The 19,030-nt window shown below is 59.2% G+C and carries 13 protein-coding genes; all 13 read right to left on the bottom strand.

The features are described from left to right. Window positions 1-26: 26 nt before the first annotated feature. Window positions 27-716 carry a DUF2931 family protein gene (locus tag KW821_RS10925; RefSeq protein ID WP_218291465.1) on the bottom strand — a complete coding sequence of 230 codons (690 nt, stop codon included), beginning with the start codon at window positions 714-716 and terminating at the stop codon, window positions 27-29. After that, on the bottom strand, window positions 713-2,656 hold the full coding sequence (locus KW821_RS10930; RefSeq protein WP_218291466.1) for a DUF2235 domain-containing protein: 1,944 nt from the start codon (window positions 2,654-2,656) through the stop codon (window positions 713-715). The genes KW821_RS10925 and KW821_RS10930 overlap by 4 nt, the downstream gene beginning before the upstream one ends. Beyond that, the gene (locus KW821_RS10935) at window positions 2,656-3,450 is read right to left on the bottom strand and encodes a DUF4123 domain-containing protein (protein WP_218291467.1); all 795 of its coding nucleotides are present in this window, start codon (window positions 3,448-3,450) and stop codon (window positions 2,656-2,658) included. The genes KW821_RS10930 and KW821_RS10935 overlap by 1 nt, the downstream gene beginning before the upstream one ends. Next, entirely contained in the window at window positions 3,447-3,716 is a 270-nt protein-coding gene (locus tag KW821_RS10940) for a hypothetical protein (RefSeq protein ID WP_218291468.1), read from the bottom strand. Before KW821_RS10940 ends, KW821_RS10935 begins: the two co-directional genes overlap by 4 nt. A gap of 330 nt (window positions 3,717-4,046) precedes the next feature. Beyond that, window positions 4,047-6,989 carry a type VI secretion system tip protein VgrG gene (locus KW821_RS10945; protein WP_371317603.1) on the bottom strand — a complete coding sequence of 981 codons (2,943 nt, stop codon included), beginning with the start codon at window positions 6,987-6,989 and terminating at the stop codon, window positions 4,047-4,049. Between the two features lie 11 nt (window positions 6,990-7,000). Continuing rightward, window positions 7,001-7,288 carry a type VI secretion system PAAR protein gene (locus tag KW821_RS10950; protein ID WP_218291469.1) on the bottom strand — a complete coding sequence of 96 codons (288 nt, stop codon included), beginning with the start codon at window positions 7,286-7,288 and terminating at the stop codon, window positions 7,001-7,003. A 198-nt stretch (window positions 7,289-7,486) separates the two neighbouring features. Next, window positions 7,487-8,005: a type VI secretion system effector Hcp1 gene (gene hcp1 / locus KW821_RS10955; RefSeq protein ID WP_218291470.1), complete on the bottom strand. Its 519-nt coding sequence runs from the start codon at window positions 8,003-8,005 to the stop codon at window positions 7,487-7,489. Between the two features lie 344 nt (window positions 8,006-8,349). Beyond that, window positions 8,350-9,762 carry a VasL domain-containing protein gene (locus KW821_RS10960; protein WP_218291471.1) on the bottom strand — a complete coding sequence of 471 codons (1,413 nt, stop codon included), beginning with the start codon at window positions 9,760-9,762 and terminating at the stop codon, window positions 8,350-8,352. Window positions 9,763-9,807: 45 nt separating this feature from the next. Beyond that, on the bottom strand, window positions 9,808-13,299 hold the full coding sequence (gene tssM / locus KW821_RS10965; protein ID WP_218291489.1) for a type VI secretion system membrane subunit TssM: 3,492 nt from the start codon (window positions 13,297-13,299) through the stop codon (window positions 9,808-9,810). A gap of 30 nt (window positions 13,300-13,329) precedes the next feature. Continuing rightward, a complete protein-coding gene (gene tssA, locus KW821_RS10970) occupies window positions 13,330-14,751 on the bottom strand; it encodes a type VI secretion system protein TssA (RefSeq protein WP_218291472.1) in 1,422 nt (473 codons plus the stop codon). 7 nt (window positions 14,752-14,758) lie between these two features. Further along, window positions 14,759-15,355 carry a type VI secretion system-associated protein VasI gene (gene vasI, locus KW821_RS10975; protein WP_218291473.1) on the bottom strand — a complete coding sequence of 199 codons (597 nt, stop codon included), beginning with the start codon at window positions 15,353-15,355 and terminating at the stop codon, window positions 14,759-14,761. Continuing rightward, window positions 15,352-16,932 (bottom strand): sigma-54-dependent Fis family transcriptional regulator, encoded by a 1,581-nt coding sequence (locus KW821_RS10980; protein ID WP_218291474.1) that lies wholly within the window; start codon window positions 16,930-16,932, stop codon window positions 15,352-15,354. The genes vasI and KW821_RS10980 overlap by 4 nt, the downstream gene beginning before the upstream one ends. Before the next feature lie 2 nt (window positions 16,933-16,934). Continuing rightward, a partial coding sequence (gene tssH, locus KW821_RS10985) for a type VI secretion system ATPase TssH (RefSeq protein ID WP_218291475.1) occupies window positions 16,935-19,030 on the bottom strand: 2,096 nt, incomplete at its 5' end.

Raw genomic sequence — 19,030 nt, forward strand, 5'->3', positions numbered from 1 at the left:
ATCACACTTTTGGAGCACTTCCCAAATCAATTGACCGGATCAGTATCCATCTTAGGCTGTGCGGCGCGGTAGGCGCCCATGATAGGTGCCCATTCTGCGCCTGTCGGGATTGGGTATTTGTCGTAATAGGGACGAAAATTCTTATCGAAACTTGCCCATCGCTCCTGATATTGGCTGTCCAAAGGCACTTTCTTGTCATACCAATCGTCAGTGACTTCATGGGCCATGCCACTGGCGACCAGAACATCAGGAAGCGGATCAGGGCTCATTAAAAACAGCTCCACATACCCTCCTGGTGCCAAGCCCAGCGCAAGGACATTTCGCTGGGCAATCCGATCGTCTTTGAGGCGATAACGCTGAGCCATCTGCTTACCCAAATCCTTGGGTAAATCCAGCGTAATGCCGTAACGCTTTTTGTCGTGATATGACACCCACTCAATCTCTACCTTGTCAGCCACCGGCTGACCATAAAAACTCCGACCTTTTCCTACAAACCAGCGATAGCTCTTTTCTTTTAAAAGCCGCTCGCTCACAGCAGACACGGTTCCATTACTAGACTCATGCGTTCTCACTCCTTCCCGAGAAAACAGGGCGCGGGTATGCCAGATTTCATCTGTATTTGACCCAACGCTGTAGCTCCAATCCATCTTGGTAGGGCCATTGTCATTGCACCCCACCAGCCCCAGAAACAGGGCTAGCCATAACCAGCGTCTCATTTTCCAGCCTCCAAGTTGCTGATGATCCGGCGAGCCTCTCGCCCCTTTATGTGGTTTGCTCCGTTCACGACACCATCATCCGCACTGTGGTGCAGGTACTCAAAGCGCAAGTATCGATAGACCTCGTCCGGGAGCTGCAGACTTAAATCCTTGGCAACCCCTTCCTCGGAGCCCGCGTTGACCCAATGCCCATCCAGCTTGGCTAAATCAACCCGTGGCCGCATCGGAGCTCCACTCTCCAGCATCAAGGCCTTGTCCGTTCTATCCCACTCACGAAACGGTACCCCTGCCGCCCGTGCCGCTTCCACCATGATATGCAGCGGGATTCGCGAATATTCCCCCTCCACCACCCGGTTGAGCAGCACAGTAACACTGACTTCCAACGGTTTTTCCCGGCCAAACTCGGGTCGGTTCAACGTGCGCACCCGCAAGCTCACTTTGCCCCTTATCGGACCGCTGACAGGAGACGGTAACACGGTGACCCCGTTCCCCCACCCCTGACTTAATTTGGCTTGGGCATAGTCCATCGCACGCTGATAGGCGGCGCTTTGCTCAGGGCGGGTTCCTGTGGGCTCCATGCTCTGAAATAGCTTGATAGCCTTTTGCTCCGTCAGGGCTGGTTCGCTATTGGGATTGCGCAAGCTCCAGCGGCTGTAATAACCGCCACCAATGTTCGAGTGACAACCCGGCAACGCCAGCTCAGTAAAGTTGGGGGCAATCTGTTTACCCGCTGCATCGTCGGTGATCCGGGTCAGGGCAAAGAAATAACGCCATTCATCCTTGGCCGTCAGGTGAACAACACGCTCAGCGCAATCCGGGGCAAGCGTGACGCTACGCGCCTCCAGCAACGACGAGCACACCGTATCGAACAGCCCGACAAACTTGATCCGGCAATCCTCCCGGCTGGCCCAGTCAAAGCCTGCTTTCAGGCGAAGGCTGGGCTCCTTGGCCACCGCCTCGGCTAACAGATGATCGGCCTGCTGATCGAGGGTGTTCACGAACTGTCGCGCCGCTGACGCTCCCCGGCTAAACCCGAACACGTCAAATTCGATCTTGTGGATACAGCCCAGTGTTGGGAGAACGTCTTTCAATAGCCCCTTGACTTCATTAACAATTTTTTCACGACAAGCAAGCAACACCTTACCGTAACTGGATGTGGGGCCGTTATCCAGTGCCTGCCCCAAAGTGGAATCGCCTTGCCCAGACTCCGTACCGATCCCATCGATATACACAGGGACGCTTAATTGTCCTTGTTGCGGCAACTGGTACAAGTTATAAGCCTTACCGATATTGGTAAGGTCATTCGCCTGACTGTTATCGCTGAACGATACCGCCCCGCCCATGCACTGCTGGCGCATCCTTTCCTGCTCCAGCGGATCGCCACACTGGGCCAAAAACGCCTCTAGCGCCGCTTTGCCCTCTTCATGCTTGGTTGAGTTGTTGGCGGTGCCATCGAAAAATACCCCGATCCGCAAGGTGTTGAGCTGGTAGCCCTTCACCTCAATCACGTAGGAGTGCTTGGTGATAAAGCGCGGGGGCTGAGCTTGCCCTGCCTGGTGCCCTTCCGGCAGCGGTTGCTCGGGTTCAGTGAGACAAAGGTCGCCAGTGGTCGCCTTGACGCGCTCGCGCTTCACATCGTCGTGCCCGAAGAGCTTGTCGGTATAGGCAGGGACTTGGCTGGTTTCTCCCTCCTTGAGGGCTTCGCGGGACTGGGACGCTTTGAGCCAAGGTTGGGTTTCCAGTTTGACTGTCACTGGGCCAACCGCAAAGCCTTCGACCAGCGTTGGACCGTCTTTCAGGGTCACGGTTTTGGTATTGCCGGTGGCATCGGTTAAGGTAGCTTTTTGCCCCTTGAACGAGTGGTTGTGCTCATCGCGAACGTCAATCTCAATCCAGCAGTTGTATTGCTCACAGGGAATGCAGTAGGGAGAAATAGCCATTACACGGCTCCTATCAATTCAGGGTGTTTGTTCAGCCAGTTATTCACCTGAGCCATCTCGTCATCCGTCAGCATCAAGGGCGTTCTGATGGCATCAAGCGTCATACTCGCCTGCAAAGTGAGGGCACCTGCCACCACGCCACTGAGCACGTCGCCTTCGAGGTTCGCCTGATTGACATGGCGAAGCGCCGTGACAATGGCCGCCTTCGGGTTCGGATGGCGCGCCATCATCTCCGCCATGCGCTGCCAAAGGTGGCGTGAAAGGATGTAGGCGTGACGATTTTCGTCATACAGCAGTGCCAGGTGGTGAGGCTGAATGCGAAACCAGGGGGCTTGGCGGGGAATAAATTCGGTCTCGGGAGTGCGCTGCCAAGCGCTGTCGTTGGCCCAGAGGCTGGAGCAAGGGCCCAGCACCTCATTGAGCTCCTGCTGACTCATGGTCCCCAGCATCTTGGGAAAGACCCGATTATCGGCGTAGCGCAGCCACATCACCTCGCCTTCAAATGCCACCTCAATCAGGCTTTGCCAGTGCAGCATGACCACATCGACAAGGGCATCGCTGACAACGTAAACACCGCCAAGCTGTGGGTGAGCGGCAATAAACTCCGGTGAGGGGCTGGGCAAGAGCCAGGGGCCTTGTTCGGCTTGGTCGGCAAAAGCAGTACCGGCAAACAAGGGGATAGCGTTGCCGTCGTTCATATTGCTGTAGCCTGCAACGGCAGTGGTATCCAGAGCAGCATCGACGATGGCAAACAGCTGGCCAGGCTGTTGGTTACGCCATATTTGGAACGTCATATTTTACCTTCCTTGACGAAGGAACAAGGCTTCACTGATGGAGTAATAGACTCATGCTCTTTTGGATAACGCTCGCCGGGATGGTCGCTGGAGACAGCACGTGAACTGCACTTGGGCTGCGGCCTGAGTGCAACCAGCAGGTCTTCTCGGTGAGACACCGATTTATCATCGAGAAAGACATCAGGACCAACTGCTATCACCGGTGATGGGAGAAAGCCATTGTGACCGATGCCGATGTCACCGAGCGGGGCAATGGAAGGACACATAATCTAAACCTCTTAGGCGCTTTGCCACTACGTCGAACCCACCATGAAGACAACGATTTCCAAGCAACTGAATAGCAAGGCATTAACATTCCAGCTTACGGGGTAGAACATCCTAGGGAAACAATACTGACCGGAAACTCACGTTATGCAGTTTCAACATTGAGGATGAACGTAGGGTATTACCATCAACACAATGCAGTACATATTTCGCCCTACAACACCTTTATGCCCCCCTTGTTTTCAGGGGAGGGCCCCCGGCATTGCCAGCCAAGGCTAGTTATCCGATATAATTTACTTCTCAGCAGAAGCGCTTTGTCATGAGAGATTTAACTATGATTTTTCCATTATATGTTTAATTCGCATATCTGATTTTCGGAATTTTATTTCCTCATCACTATCTTCTTCTGTCAGAGAAACAATATAGTGATCATTATCAGATGGTTTTTTCCCAATAGTGCCATGACCTCGTCCAGAGTGGACAACACCAAGATAAGAGTGTACTTCTCCACAAAAATGTGGCATTGCCTTTTTCAAATCCTGAATAAACATACCGCTAAAACTGTCATCGACACTGCCCGTGATGGCTTCCATATTATCATCATGGAATGCCTTAATTATTTCTTCTTTAGTAACACCTTCTGGTGATTGACCTGCGCCACTCCAGCAAAAATCTAGCTTAATAATGGCATCATCTGGCAGACCCAATTTTTTCACCAGATTATCGACTATTTCAAAGCTGTACTTCCCCTTTTTGGTGTTTTGAACTGGTGTGGGATAGAGTATTTCATCACCCGCGCCACCATGGCCAACAACATAGATAACGGGTTGAGGCTCTTTACCGAAGCTATAATGTTCTGTTTTTTTGTGAAACAAGCAATATTCTTCGTATTTTTCAGTGGCGTCGACGAGGGAATGGTTTTCACCTTTACTTTTCGGCTTCAGGGAAATCATGTCAATAATGAGCGACTTTTCATTTGTAAGCTGTTTGAAAAAATTATCCCTTTGTAGCGTGTTAACGAAAACTATCTCTGGGAAATGTTTCCCATCGATAAATTTGGCCAACGAATCATAAAGTAGCACATCGGTATTATTCACAAACGGTGAATATACAAACCTTTTTTGTGATATCTTTATATTGCTCACATCTGTTGCTAAGATTGAAGCGTCTTTTTCGTCGGGATGGCCTGACTCTTGAACTGTCTCAGGTGTCGATTTAGTTGGAGTTTGCTGAATAGCAGTATGGTCCCCCTTATGGCCTCCCTTGGTAAAAGAACAAAGCTTTACCAGCGGCGCGATGGACTCCATGCTCTTTTGAATTGCGTGCGCAGCAATGGTGGCAGGAGGTGCTAGCGGCACCTTCACAACCCCCGGTAAACCGGGCATCTGCCCCGCCCAGCCAGAACCATTACCCGGGCTGCCTCCCGAATTCATCTTGATGGTGGGACCGACCAAGGTCACCCCACTGGCATCCACCTTCACAAAACTGCCGCCAACTTTGAGGGTCAACTCCGAGCCCGCTTCCAGCACTATCTTGTTACCCGCTTTGATGTGGACCTCTTGCCCAGCGTCCACCAGTAGCGCCTGCGCGATTTTCTGGTGGAGCGATGCGTCCACAGTGAGGGAGTAATCGCCCTTGATATGGTCCCGCTTCTCACCCTGCACTGTCAGGTGGTCATTGGCTTTGATGCGGGTCACTCGCTGGTTGTCGATGTCCCGGCGCTCGTCGTGCTTGATATGCCATGCCGCATCGTTCTGCATAATCACGTTGAGGTCTTTTTGACCGTGGATATAAATCTCTTCCTGACCGGCCTGGTCTTCAAAGCGCAGTTCGTTGAAGCCTTCTCCCTGATGGGTCTCGGTACGCAGCACGGTGCGGGTCTTGTTGGCCGGTAATTCGTACGGGGGTCGGTTGGTGGCGTGGAAAGTGCGGCCTGTCACGATGGGCTGATCGGGGTCACCTTCCAGAAATGAAACGATGACCTCGTGACCGATACGTGGAATAGCCATCATGCCGTACTGGCCTCCCGCCCAACCTTGGCTGACCCGTACCCAGCAAGAGCTCTGGTCATGGCCTTCACTGTAACGGTCCCACGGGAATTGCAGCTTCACCCTGCCATGCTCGTCGCAATAAATTTCCTCGCCTTCAGGGCCGACCACGTTGGCGATTTGTGGGCCATCCACCATGGGTTTGTTCTCAAGCCTCGGGCGCCAGGTCTGCTGGGCCTTCACCACCGAGAAATCATTGCTGATGGTGGTGGGACCATCCCCCCCTTCCTCTTCCAGCGCCTGCGGCTGAGTGCCGGTATGGGTGATACTGACAATTTGCCAAACGATGTTGAGGACTGCATTGCGATGTTCGGTGAGCGTGAAGGTTTGACCGGGTAACAACGCGGCGCAGTTGGATTGCCCGGTGCTCATCATGGCGTCATTGCGCAGCGCATCGAGCCGATGCTGGGCAAAGGCCTTGCCACTCGGGTCCTGCTTGAAACGTCCCGGATAGTCGAAATGCGGGTAGGTGTCGCGCTGGTGCCCCAGTTCTGCTCCCGCCTTCTTGTGGGAGAGACCGTAAGCCGGGGTCTTGAAACTGTAGTCTTTCAGCTCCACATCGCTTGGCCGCACCGATTCGCGATAGTGGAACTGACGCACATAAGGCCCTTGCTCTAGCGAGCGATTGCCGAGATTGAAGAACAATTCAGGACCTTGGGTCAGTACTGCGCTATCGTCAGCAAAAACAATCCTGTGCTTGTCAGCTTCGAATTCGTGGAAGTAGAACATCCCCTCTTCAGTTGCGAGACGATTGAGGAAATCGAGGTCTGTCTCACGGTACTGGACGCAGTACTCCCGCTTCGCATGATCGTTCTTCAGCGCGAAGGCGTAGTCGATGATACCGTGCTCTTGCAGCAAGATGGAGAGAATTTCGTCCGGTTTCAGGGCCTGAAAGATGCGGGAATTGTGGCGAAGGGATAACCGCCACAGCGCTGGTTGCACCAGCAACTGATAGCGGGTGCGGCGAAAGCCGCTGTCCCCTTGGGCAAACTCGCTCACGACCCCACATACCCGCCGCTGCAGCGCGCCCTGGTACCACACCAGCAACTCGCACGGCTGGTCTAGCACATCACCGAAGTCGATATCGGGTTGGTGACTGGCCACCTCCAGATGAAGGTTAAAAGGGCGGTTCAAACCTTCATCAAGCTTGAAGCTTGCTACCGCAAAGGTGCTCTCGGGCAAGGCGCCGACGTTAACGGTAAATTGTAATCCTGTGCTGTTTGCCATGACCTCGTTCCTTATCCTGCCTGTCCGCTGCTGGCGCCTATTACCATGCCACCGCAGCCGATGGCGGTGCCCGTCACGGCAATGGGCTTACCATTGACCAGTACAGAACCGATGCCACCGACAATCGTGCGCGGATGTGGAGGATGGTTGGGTTTTTCGTGCGGAGCCAGCGTGTCGCCCTGGCGGACTACCGGTTTGCCATCGAGGAAGACATCCGGGCTGGCAGCAATCACCGGGGAAGGGGGAAAGCCTTCATGGTCGGTACCGATATCACCGAGCAGTACAATCGTGGGACACATAACCAAAATCCTCTTGCTATGTTTTGTCATCACTCCGCACTCACTACCACGGCGTCAGCACCGGGGCGGGGGAATGACAAAACATATAAGCTCCAACAGCCAAACTGACTGGAGAAAATGCGGGATAAAGGGCCGGTTACACACCGGCCATAAGGTACAGAGTTACTTACAAGGAATACCAAAGTAAGAAAGTGAGGCTTAGGCCTCGATAGGCGCACGCCAGTCATCCGCACCGGAGGTGCCTGCAACTGTGTGCTCCCAGTCAATCTTGCGATAGGCAAGAGAGACCTGGATAAGCTGGGTGAAATCAGACTTTGCCGGGTCTTGGCAGTGCGGCATCTGGCAGTCGATGTCAACGATGGTGGCATCGGTCAATACAGTAGAGAAGAAGTGCTCCTGCTTGCCCTCGACAGAGGTGCGATACCACTTCAGGGTCACTTTCGGCAGCATTTCGCCGGAGGCCAGTGAGTTGTACATCAACGGCACCGCTTTGTTCAGGGCGACGGTAAACTTGAATGGCTTGTGGACACGCTGACCAGCAGGCTGACCGGATTGCGGGTCAGTCGGTACAGTAACCTGATGCTTAAACTCTTGTACCAGCATCTCGTCCTCGTGACCCTGCACGAAAATGTTGCCGACGGATTCGGAGGTGAAGGCCCCAGCAGTGATGTTACCCTGGGTTTTCCCTTCAATGCTGATATAACACGGTGTTGGCATGATAAAGCTCCATTGTGATTGTGTAACGTTTCACTCTCGCTATATCAATGTCTATGCCAAAATAAAAAAACATTTAAATACAATTACTTACAAATAAACCTATTCGAGTAGTCACAAAAACATGAGCTTGGGAGCAAATTTAACCCCCTTTTATCGCCATTTTTGGCAAAAAAAGGGGAGGGCCTCGATATCTTTGCCTTTTTTGGCAAAAAGGCCACCATTCGGGTCCTTTTTGTTTGCTATTTTTGGCACCCCTCCTTGGTACAAGCGCAGAAAATATCTTATTTAAGAAGCAACATAGTTCTCCATCACCGCCGGCAACCCATCCAAGGGCAGGTTTGAGACTATTCGCTCAGCCAGTAAAGACGGATATTGAGCGCCTTCAGGTCGTTCTCCAGCCTCTTCAGATCCGCCGCCGTGATGGGCTCCTGCGCCGCCTTTCTCGCCTCCAGCTCGCTCAAACGCAGGCTGAACGGGATGTCCTGCATCAGATTCTTCTGCACCTCATAGAGCTGGGATTTCAAGTAGGAGATGGTCACCGTCTTACGCTGGCGCTCCAGCTCCAGCAGCTGTTCGAGCAGGGCATCCACCCCGGCGCGGGCATCCAGATAGGTCGGCACGCCGATGGCATCCCCCTGTTGACTGGCCAACGCCGTCTGCCACTGCTTGTCCAGCGCCTTGACCGCCAGTGAATCGGGATAGAGCATCTGCAGCGAGCTGCGCAGCCCCTCACCATAGCGATACCAGTTGAGCGGCGAGGTCTGCTCCAGCCGGGCAAGCTGGCTCTGATAGCGCGCCACCAGATCGCTTTCCATCCCCTGCAGGGTCTGCTCCCCCAGCACGATGCGGGCCTGGCGGATATCGTCATAGCTGAGCGCCCGTGGCAGCTCGGCGGCCGGTTGCTGCAGGCGCTGGGCGGCCTGCGTTTTCTCCTGCTGCTGATGTTGCCAGCCCAGCCAGGCCATCGCCGGCAGGGCGCAGCTGAGCAGGCCGCAGCCAAACCAGAACCAGGCGGGACGCTGCCTGCGGTGTTGCTCAATCTTGAGCACCGTCGGTTTGACCTGCCCCTTCTCGCGACCGATCAGTATGCTGCCCTGGGGCAGGTGCGGCGTGGCCGAAGCAGAGGCGGCGCCGTCCTGATCCAGGTCGGACTTGAAGAACACCATGGGCGGGATCTGCAACGCCTCCTTGAGACCCGGCTCATCGGAGACGATGACGATCTCGGTCTCATCGAACAGGTGGGTGTAACCCTCAATGAAGTGCACCAGGTTCTCGACCCGGGGAATGCGGCTGAGATCCACGTTGTGCAACTTTTCGCTGATGAGCTGCAGCGCCCGCTCGCAGCGGTAGATCAGACGTTTGTCCTCATGGCTTATCTGGTACTGGCGGATCACGTCGCTGATGCGGGCGATGAACCAGTCCAGCATCTCGATGCGGGCCCGCTCCTGGTTCACCGGCGGCCAGAAACTCTCCCACTGGGTCACGATCAGGTTGGCCAGAAACTCGCACCCTTCGGTGAAACCGCTTAAGCCCTGCAGACGGGAGCGCGCCAGGGTGAAGTAGATGGCGGTCTGCAGATCCACCCCGTGCTTTTCGAAGATAAGGCTCGCGAGCCGATGGATCTTGGGCCAGTCCACCTCGGGACGGGAGGCGTGGCTGAGCTTGTTGATCTCGCTGCGCAGCGCCTCGTATTCCGGCAACATCCTGGGGTCGCGCCCCACTTTCAGCGCCTGCTGGCCTTGCTGGTTATTTGACATATGGGCTTCCAACACTGCGGGGGTACAAGGTGTCCCCCGACATCATCAATAAAGGGATTCAGGTAATCTGAACTGGCTGAACAGGCCGCCGGTGAAGGGGTTCTGCGCGCTGTCGGTATAGACGCGATAGGTCATGGCTCCCTGATCCACCGGGAAGCGCACATCAAAGGTGGCCTCATTGACCTGGGTCAGCTCGCCCTTGTCCATCAGCCGGAACATGGCCCAGGGGCCGACGAAGCCTTCGCTGCGCGGGGAGCGCTCGCGGGCGGCCGGCACCAAAGTTATCTTGCTCTCGGCACCGTCACGCATGGTGTTGGGCCACACCAGCGGGATCTTGGTGCGCCGACCATGGGCGTACTCCAGCAGTTGGCCGTCCAGGTTCAGCACGCTACGCCGCTTGTTGGCGGTGAGCTCGATGGGCTCAAGGGCGAACTGCACCTCCAGGTTGCCCTGCTGGCTGAAGAAGGTCTGGCGGATGCGCGCCGCGCGATCCAGCTGCTTCACCAACTCGGCCTGCATCGGCGAGCTGAACTCCCCTTCCATCAGGCCGCTCTCCACCATGGGTTTGAGATTGACCTGATAGAAGCTGTCCAGGATGCCGTTCGGGGCGAAGAAGCGCTCCATCTCGGAGAGGGGCACATCCTTGGCGGAGTCGGGCTCGAACGGATAGCGACCGACCAGCTGGCTGTTGAACGGCGCCAGCACCTTGTCCTGCCACTCCTGATTGAGGGACGACATGGCAAGATCGATCACCAACCGCGAACTCTGATCGGAGAGCTGTCCCACCCAGCGATCCAGCGGGGCCGGCAGGCCACGGGCGTACTGCTGCAGGGCGAAGACAGGATCGGCATACTTGTTGGTCAGCCGCAACTGTACCGCCTTGAGAGCCGACTGACCCGGCTCGGTGGCGTTGACGATGAGCTCCAGATAGTGCTGCAGCTCCACCAGTTTCTGGTTGACCTCCTGGATGAGCGGGCCCTGCTCGCCACGTCCGCCGAGGGCGGCATTGGTGGCCAGGAAGGGACGCCCGATGCGGGCTGTGATGGCCTGCGCCGGATCCCCTTCCACGTCGGAGAGCGTGCGGATCCGGGTGTTGTCATCGAGCGCCGCCAGCACCCGCTGGAACGGCTGATCGTTGCCGGTGATGGCGGTCAGCACGTCCAGCGCCTGCTCCGGGCTCTCGAGGGGTTGCACGTCTAGGTTGGTGAGCAGTTTTTGCCACTGGTTGACGTAATCGGTGACATAGCGCTCGTTGACCTGACGGGTGATTTCCTCGCGGTCGGCCTCGCTCAGCTGACTCAGCTTGCGCTGGCCCAGCACCCAGGCATCCATGGCGGTCAAGTCGATCAGCGCCTTGTCCTGCTTGAGGAAGAAGTCGCTCAACCCGGGGTAGGTCAGCAGGCGCGGCACCTGACCGGCGTTCTCACTGCGCAGGGCAAAGACGGTGTTGAAGGTCGGCCCCACCTCGTCGCGCACGTTGAGATCCGGCGGCAATACGTCGCCCGCCTTCAACACCAGGTTCTGGTAGACCCGCTGATACATGGGCAACTTGCCAAGCTCGTGCTGGGCGCCATAGACCAGCTCCTTGAACGGCACGAAGGCGGTGATGGCGGCCTGATCCCGCGCCACTCGGGCGCCGTACCAGTCGGTGTGATCGAGGGCATAGCCGAGGTGACCCATCAACTGCTCCTGCACCGCCCCCTGGCCCGGGAAGGCCTGCTGCCAGCGGCTCGCCATGTACTGCTCCACCAGGTCCTTGTTGCGACCCGAGGCATCGTCCAGCATCCGCATCACCCGCAGGATGGAGAGCTTCTCCTCGCTGCCGGCCGGTGCTTGTTCGAGATCCTCCAGCAGCCCCTGCATCTGAGCGGGCAGGAAGCGCTGGCTCAGCAGTTGCAGGTAGGAGCCTTCCACATAGGGACCGATTTCGTCCCCCTGATAGAGGCCGAGATCCGCCACCAGCGGGGTGCGCTCGCGGTAGTTGCCGAAGGAGAGGGTCGCCTCGCGAATGAGGTTCAGCCGTGGCAGCTGGCTCACCCCGAAGGCGTGCTCATCGGCCAGCTCGTTGGTCTGGGTGAAGGCCTGCGCCTTGGTCAGCACGTTGCGACCTGCCTCTTCGTTGACCCGATAGAAATGGTGCCAACCACCGATGAGGAGCGCCGAGAATAGCGACAGGCACCCAAGGCCGATGGCCATGCGACGGCGGCGGTAGAGGGTATGCAGCCGGTTCTCCCCGGCCAGATGGGCCTCGGGGAAGATGATGGAGGAGAACAGCTTGCGCACGAAATAGGTGTTGGACTCCCCGCGCAGGGCCGCGTGAATGGGCTCCGGCAGGTTGTAGCGGCGGGAGGCGGCCTGGGCAAACGCATCGAACGGCACCCCTTGCTGATAGACGGAGCTGATGTAGACACCGCGCACCAGCAGCGGCTTGCTCTCCTCGATGGCCAGGGTTTCGTCGAGCAGGCTGGTCACATAATCCTTCAGCCCCGCCAACTGGCGCACGAAGGAGAACAGGGCATTGCGCTGGGCAGCATCAAGCCGGGCCAGCATCAGCTCGGGCAGGTTCTGGTTGAGGTTGTCCACCCACTGATCCCAGAACAGGGCCAGCTCCTGTTGCCAGCTGTTGTCATCGGCCGGGTTGAAGGTCACCCCCAGCACGGCCTCGCGGGCCTCCTTGTCCTGCTGCTCATACACCACATTGAAACCGCACAGCCGATCGAGCTTGGTGAAGGTGACATAGAGCGGCAAGCGGGTGTTCATGGTGGCCGACACCTCCTGCAGGCGGGCGCGCATCAGCTGGGCATAGGCCTTGCGCTCGGCCACGCTGGCGTGGGAGAGCCAGGCCAGATCCACGGTCAGCACCAGGCCGTTGAGGGGCTGTCGGCGACGGTGTTCACTGAGCCAGTTCAGCAGGTGTAACCAGAGCCGCTCGTGCTTGCGCGGCAGCGGATCCAGCTCGGGTTCGGATTGAGACAGCAGCTCACCGGCGGGATCCAGCATCACCGCCTGCTCCCCCAGCCAGCAGTCGATCAGCTGATCCTGCGCCACGTCCCGCAGCTCGGTGTCGAGCCTGGGGTTGAGCTTGTTGGCCGGGTTGGCGCGGTGGATCAGGCTGCTCTTGCCGCTGCCGGGCAGCCCCAGCATCAGGTACCAGGGCATGGCGTAGAGCGCCCCCTTACCCAGGTGTTCGTCAAGAGCCTGCAACCAGCGACCGAGGAACAGCGCCTGCCGATCGAGCAACCCCTTCACCGGATCCTGCTCCAGCACGACCTCGTGCTGGCGCTCGGCCTTGAGCTGCTGCATCTTGCGCCACATGCGCCAAGAGAGGATGCCCAGCAGCAGCCAGAGCCACAGCAGGGTGAATACCACCCGGCCCCACAGCGGCTCGAGCGGCTTGACCTCCCGGATTTCGAGGCGGGGGCCAAGCCACCACACCAGGATCAGGGCGACGACCCAGAGCACCACGCCGAGCAGGGGCCAGGAGAGTTTCAATTTCGGCAGCTGTTGCCGCGACAAGGTAAAGATGGTCTTGAACATAAGATTGTGATTCAACTCCGACTCAATGACTCATTTCGACAGCGGGGCCGCCTGGTGTTCCAGACGGCTGACCAATCCAGGCTCCCATTGCGCCAATCCAAGGCGACTGGCCTCTTGCCACAAGTGTTGATAGTGCTGGCGAGCCAGCGAATTCATGCCTTCCTGCGCCAACAGCTCCGCCTGCACCAACTGGGCATGGAAGCGGGCTCTTGGCTCCTTCAACTGCGCCATCCGTTCATCCAGCAGGGCCAGGGCCGCGGCCACCCCCTGCTCGCCATGACGCAGGGCGATCTCCTCGGCCAGGCAGCTGCCACCGTCATCACCCGCACCGCCCCTGGCGGGTTGCAGCCAGCGACCGCACTCGGGGGTGAGAAAGGGGCTGCCATCGCTGAAGCCGAGCTCCCGCAGGGCAGGCAGCCGCAGCAAGAAGTTCTCGAGCTCCTGGGCGATGGCCTGGGCCGGCGCGCCGAACCCGAGCTTGTCCGCCACCTGAGCCGAGAGGCGATGCCCCTCGAACCAGTAGGGCGCCAGGGTCAGGCTCTGCTCGATCCGCTGCCAGAGCGCCAGATCCGGGGCGGCCATGGCGGCGCGGTATTCGTCCACCATGTCCACCGACATGGGCGCCAGCTGAGTTTTATGGCCCGGGCCGCTCATGGGAGCTGTGGTGATCCCGGCCCAGATGGCGTGGCGACGCAGGCGATAACCCACCGCCGCCTCCGGCTGCCGCTCGATCAGCAGTTGTGCCACCTTGAGCTGGGTTTGTCGCCAGGCCCTGTCGTTGGAGCTGTCGAGCTCGATGCCAGCGCTCTTGGCGCCGCCACTGAGCACCATGGCGCCACTCGCAGCAACCTGGTTGGCATGAGCGCTCGCCGCACCAGAGACCTCGCCCCGATCGGCCTGCGCCTGGGCCACCTGCTGGCGCTGGGCTCGCTTCAGTCCCATCAGCAGGGGATCGAGCAGCTCACCCTTGTCCGGGCACTGGGCCAACCAGCAGGCTTCCAGTTGCTCGGCCTGGGCCAGCAGCTGGGCCAGTTCGGCCGCCGAGGCGCCCTCGCTCACCCGCGGCAGGGCGCCCTCAAAGCGCTTGACGATCTGCACCATCAGCCGCTGTTTCTGGCTCCCGTTCGCGGGCCAGGCTTGCAACCAGTAGGCGCGGACCCAGGCCTCCAGCAGGCTAAGCGCGGCTCCCATGGGGGTCGCCTTGGCCGGGTGTTGCAGGCAGCGCAGCAACTGGGCCAGCACCCGCATGTCCTTGGTGCGACTCTCCAGCAGACCGAGGCAGGCCTTGGCCACCGCATTGAGATCCACCTGGCTGTGGGCGAGCGATCCTAGCTTGATCAGCTCGGTCTCCACAAAGTCCCAGCGCGGCTCATCGGCCAGCACCGCGCTCTTTATCTGCTCGTCCGGCAGGCTGCTCAGCAGTTGATGACACCAGGGATGTTGATAGCTCATGGCGCCCCTACCAGCGACACTGCTGACGCAGCGGGTTAAGTGCTTCAGCCAACCCACTCAGATCAAAGCGCAACACTGGGGCATCAACATATTGCAGTGTTAGCTCACGTCCCAGGATCCAACGCTTGAGCTCCTCAATTGCAGGCAGGCCGCGACCATACTCGAGCAGACTCCCATGATCGCGCACGAACCAATTATCATTAACATCACCTCCATCTAAGCGTGCGGTTACTTTATCCCCTGGCCAAGGCGCGTCGAGCTGTACTCGGATGTGGGTAATGCTGTTAACGCATCCAATAGAAAGGGTCGCTCCATGTAGCGCGGGCCGCGTCAGGAAGAGGGTGTCATGCACATCATTCTGACTTAGCATGAAAGGGGGCATTTCAGGCGTACGAACATGTTCCAATTTGTAAATTTCATGCCAAGCAGAGGAGTGTGATGTTGGCTGAGATTGCTGGGCTGTGCTCAGTTGGTCATAGCAGCTCAAACGTACGGTCGGCTCCGCTTGCAAATAACATTGATCCAGTTGTGTCTGTAAATCAGCACCATTTACACCTAAAGCAATGAGTCCCAACAAAATTGAAGTTACTCGACAGCACTTCATACACTCTCCTTCTCTTCAAGCCGCGTATCTTGTAATCCTCTCTCTTCACAAAATTTTTCACATTTGTTGTAAAAGGTTCTTAGCGGCATATTCAGACTCTCAGCAGCCTGAACCCTGTTTCCTTGGAAATGGCGCAGCCTGGCCTCGATGACCGAGGCCTCGTACTGCTGCATGGCGCGGCGCAGATCCCGGATATGGCTGTAATCGTCAAGATAGCCCGACAGCTCGACGCAGACCCGCTCCCTAAGCTCGGGGGGCAACGCCTCCAGCAGCACCTCCTCACCGTGGCGGGTGTGGGCGCAGGCCACCTCCAAGAGGTTGCGCAGCTCGCGCACGTTGCCGGGGAAGTCGTAGCTCTGCAGCTGCTTCAGGAACTTGCGATGCAAGCCGCCGAGCGCCTTGCCATCCTGCTCGGCAAACTGGGCCATGAAGTGCTGGCACAGCATGGGCACGTCATCCATGTGCTCGCGCAGGGGGGCGATCAGCAGCAGGCACTGGCAGAGGCGGTGATAGAGATCGGCCCGGAACTGGCCCTCCTCCACGTGGCGGCTGAGGGGCTGATGGGTCGCGGCGATGAGGCGAAAATCGGAGTGGCTCTCCTGCTCGGCACCGAGCGGCCGGTAGCTGCGGGTCTCGAGCACCCGCAGCAGCTTGGCCTGCATGGCGGCGGGCATGTCGCCCACCTCATCCAGGAACAGGGTGCCGCCGTTGGCCTGGGCCACCAGCCCGGCCTTGTTGGACAAGGCGCCGGAGAAGGCCCCCTTCTGATAACCGAACAGCTCGCTCTCGATCAGGTTCTCCGGGATGGCGGCGCAGTTGATGGCGACGAAGGGTTTGCCGGCACGATCTGAGCATTGATGCACCAGCCGGGCGACCACCTCCTTGCCACTGCCGGTCTCCCCCTGGATAAGCACGGTCAGCTTGTGCTGACCCGCCAGGCTTATCTGTTCGCGCAACCCGCGGATCACCGCCGACTGACCGATCAGCTGATCGGCCAGCAGCTTCTCGTATTGGCGCTTGATCTGCCCCTCCCCCTTCATCTGACGCAGGGAGTCGCGCAGCACGCTCTGATCCCGGCGACTGCGGCCCAGATCGCGGATGAGGGTGAGCTGGTTGCAAAACACCTGGGACAACTGGGCCAGCTCGGGACGGGTCACCCACTCCTGCAGCCGCTCGGCATCGTCCATCATGGCCAGCACGGCGAACGGCTTGCCATTGCCATCGTTGAGGGGGAAGGCGTGCAGGCCGCACTGCTGGCCGAGGTTGGCCAGCAGTGCGCGAAAGGCGGCGTGCTCGATGCGCGCCCCGCCATGGAGGGAGTCCCAGGTGCGGGACTGGGCCTTGTGCAGCACATAGGCCAGCGGGTGGGAGAAATCATCCACCGCCAACGCCAGCGACACGGCTTGCCCCTTGACCCAGCCCTGACACTCCAGCTGGCGACCGCTCACATCCAGCATGCCGAGCAGGAGCCCCTTGGGCTGGAAGCTGGCATGCAAGGTCGAGGCCCACCAGTGACACAGGTGCGGCTCGTCGCGCTGCTGCGTCAGTGCGAGGGCGAAGGCGAGGGCTTGTTCCATGTTCAGCCCTCCACCTCGGCCACGAACTGCTGTTCGGCCACACTGAATCGCACCCGGCTGATGGGCTCACCGGCGGCCAGCCGTTGCAGCAACTGCAGCGATACCGGTGGCAGCAGGGCCCCGTCGATGACGGATTCCAACATGCGAGCCCCGTTCTCGCTGCGATTGGCGCGGCGCAGTATCTCCTCGGCCACCTCGTCTTCCAGCACCACCTCGGCACCGAAACGCTCCTTGAGCAGCTTGACCAGCCGGTCGAGCTTGCCTCCCACGATCTCGATCAGGCTGTCGTGGCCGAGCGGCAGATAGGGGATCACCTCCATCCGCGCCAGCAGCGCCGGCTTGAAGAAGGCGGCCAGCTCGGGATAGAGCGCATCGAGCAGCGCCTCTGGCTGCTGCGCATGATCGACTATGGTCTGGAAGCCGAGGTTGGAGGTGAGGAAGAACACCACGTTCTTGCAGTCGATGAGGCGCCCTTCTCCATCCGCCAGCTCGCCCTTGTCGAACGCCTGATAGAAGAGGTTCAGCACGTCCGGGTGGGCCTTCTCCACCTCGTCCAGCAGCACCACCGAGTAGGGCTTCTGACGAATGGCCTCGGTCAGCACGCCACCTTCACCGAAGCCCACATAGCCGGGAGGAGACCCGATCAGGCGGGAGACCGTGTGCTTCTCCTGATACTCGGACATGTTGATGGTGGTGAGGTAGTGGCGCCCGCCGAACATCAGCTCCGCAATCTGCAACACGGTCTCGGTCTTGCCGACCCCGCTCGGCCCCACCAGCAGGAAGGCGCCAAGAGGGCGACCCGGACGGCGCAAGTCGGCGCGGGCGGTCAGCAGGTGCTTGTGCAGGTGGGCCACCGCCACATCCTGCCCCTTGATGAGGGAGCCGAGGTACTCCGGCAGCCGGGTCACCACGTCCAGCTCCCCCTGGGAGATGCGATTGAGGGGCACCCCGGTCCACTCGGCGATCACCGCCGCGACCTGGGTCTTGTCGACGTGGGCCGAGACCAGCACGGCCCCCTGCTGCAGGGCGGCCAGCTCGCGCTCGAGCCCGGCCAGCGCCTCGGCGGCGGCCTGGGGATCCAGCGGCGCATCGGCAAGGTCCAGCGCCTCTCTGGTCAGCAGCTCATCCTGTTGATCGGCGAGCAGGGCGGCGCGCAGTTCGACAATCTGGTGCACCAGCCCCTGCTGTTGCTGCCACTGGGATTCCTGCTCGCGCAGGGTCTCGCGGCAGCGCTGCTGGGCGGCCTGCAGCTCGGCCAGCCGCTCGACGTTGTCACCCAGGCCGATCAGGCTCTGGCGCTCCAGCTGGCGGATCTCCAGCTCACGCTGACGCAGCTCGTTTTGCAAATGGCTGACGGCGCGCGGCGGCGTGGTCAGGTTGATGGCGACCCGGGCACAGGCGGTGTCGAGCACGTCGATCGCCTTGTCCGGCAACTGCCGACCGGAGATGTAGCGGGCGGAGAGCTGGGCGGCGGCCTGCAGCGCCTCCTCGTCGATCAGCACCCCGTGGGCCTTCTCGTAGATGCTGCGCAGGCCGCGCAGGATCACGGTCGCCTCAGAGGCCGAGGGCTCACCCACCTTCACCAGCTGGAAGCGGCGCGACAGGGCGGCGTCTTTCTCCACGTATTTCTTGTACTCGCCCCAGGTGGTGGCGGCTATGGTGCGCAGCTCACCCCGCGCCAGGGCGGGTTTGATGAGGTTGGAGACATCCAGCCCACCGGCCTGATTGCCGGCCCCGATCAGGGTGTGGGCCTCGTCGATGAACAGGATGACTGGACGCACCGCGTCTTTCACCTCCTGCATCACCCCCTTGAAGCGTTTCTCGAACTCCCCCTTGACCGAGGCACCGGCCTGCATGGCGCCAAGGTCGAGCGTCATCAGCTCGACGCTTCGCAGCTTCTCGGGCACCTGATCCGCCACTATGCGCAGCGCCAGCCCCTCGATGAGGGCACTCTTGCCGACCCCGGCCTCCCCCACGACGATGGGGTTGTTCTTGCGACGGCGGGAGAGGATGTCGATCATCAGATCGATCTCGTGATCCCGGCACAGCACAGGATCCAGACTGCCCTGACGGGCCTGCTCGGTCACGTTGACGGTGA

The sequence above is a fragment of the Aeromonas sp. sif2416 genome (assembly GCF_019218665.1).
Lineage (GTDB): Bacteria > Pseudomonadota > Gammaproteobacteria > Enterobacterales > Aeromonadaceae > Aeromonas > Aeromonas encheleia.

Bases quoted from the DNA above. Each gene is read 5' to 3' on its own strand.
- KW821_RS10950 (WP_218291469.1), bottom strand. From the start codon at position 7,288: ATGTGTCCCACGATTGTACTGCTCGGTGATATCGGTACCGACCATGAA.
- hcp1 (WP_218291470.1), bottom strand. From the start codon at position 8,005: ATGCCAACACCGTGTTATATCAGCATTGAAGGGAAAACCCAGGGTAAC.
- tssA (WP_218291472.1), bottom strand. From the start codon at position 14,751: ATGAGCTATCAACATCCCTGGTGTCATCAACTGCTGAGCAGCCTGCCG.
- KW821_RS10935 (WP_218291467.1), bottom strand. From the start codon at position 3,450: ATGACGTTCCAAATATGGCGTAACCAACAGCCTGGCCAGCTGTTTGCC.
- KW821_RS10960 (WP_218291471.1), bottom strand. From the start codon at position 9,762: ATGTCAAATAACCAGCAAGGCCAGCAGGCGCTGAAAGTGGGGCGCGAC.
- KW821_RS10940 (WP_218291468.1), bottom strand. From the start codon at position 3,716: ATGTGTCCTTCCATTGCCCCGCTCGGTGACATCGGCATCGGTCACAAT.
- KW821_RS10930 (WP_218291466.1), bottom strand. From the start codon at position 2,656: ATGGCTATTTCTCCCTACTGCATTCCCTGTGAGCAATACAACTGCTGG.
- KW821_RS10980 (WP_218291474.1), bottom strand. From the start codon at position 16,932: ATGGAACAAGCCCTCGCCTTCGCCCTCGCACTGACGCAGCAGCGCGAC.
- tssM (WP_218291489.1), bottom strand. From the start codon at position 13,299: ATGTTCAAGACCATCTTTACCTTGTCGCGGCAACAGCTGCCGAAATTG.
- vasI (WP_218291473.1), bottom strand. From the start codon at position 15,355: ATGAAGTGCTGTCGAGTAACTTCAATTTTGTTGGGACTCATTGCTTTA.
- KW821_RS10925 (WP_218291465.1), bottom strand. From the start codon at position 716: ATGAGACGCTGGTTATGGCTAGCCCTGTTTCTGGGGCTGGTGGGGTGC.
- KW821_RS10945 (WP_371317603.1), bottom strand. From the start codon at position 6,989: ATGGCAAACAGCACAGGATTACAATTTACCGTTAACGTCGGCGCCTTG.